Annotated in this window: 1 protein-coding gene; it reads left to right on the top strand. The window is 39.1% G+C overall.

Translation table 11 applies throughout. The features are described from left to right. Window positions 1-228, top strand: a 228-nt coding sequence (locus AB4507_RS01115; protein WP_372182069.1) for a hypothetical protein, incomplete at its 5' end; no start/stop codon positions are given. Between the last annotated feature and the right edge of the window lie 102 nt (window positions 229-330).

Here is a 330-nt window from a genome sequence, read left to right as displayed (position 1 = left end):
ACCGAGTCAGTTTTTGAAACTGACATGACTGCACGGCGTGACTATACAATGTCATCATTTGAAAATGACATGACTGCACAGCGTGACTATATGGTGTCTCGATTTGAAATTAATATGACTGTACAGCGTGACTATACGAAGTCTTCAGTTGATACAGATATGAATCGTACTCAACTTAAATCTGATATCCATACCGATATAAGCGTCTCCCCCTTTCTTTTCAGTTAGATAGAAGCATGTGTTCAACAGTTTTGTGTTTACCAGTTGTTCTTTTGTGGTTCAACCATCTATGACTGTTCGCCCTGACTGCAAGGTCAACCAAAATGAAAT

It is taken from the genome of Vibrio sp. 10N.222.54.A3 (genome assembly GCF_041474095.1).
GTDB lineage: Bacteria > Pseudomonadota > Gammaproteobacteria > Enterobacterales > Vibrionaceae > Vibrio > Vibrio crassostreae_C.
The sequence above is the reverse complement of the archived record's forward strand: the minus strand, read 5'-3'. Positions and strand labels throughout refer to the sequence as shown.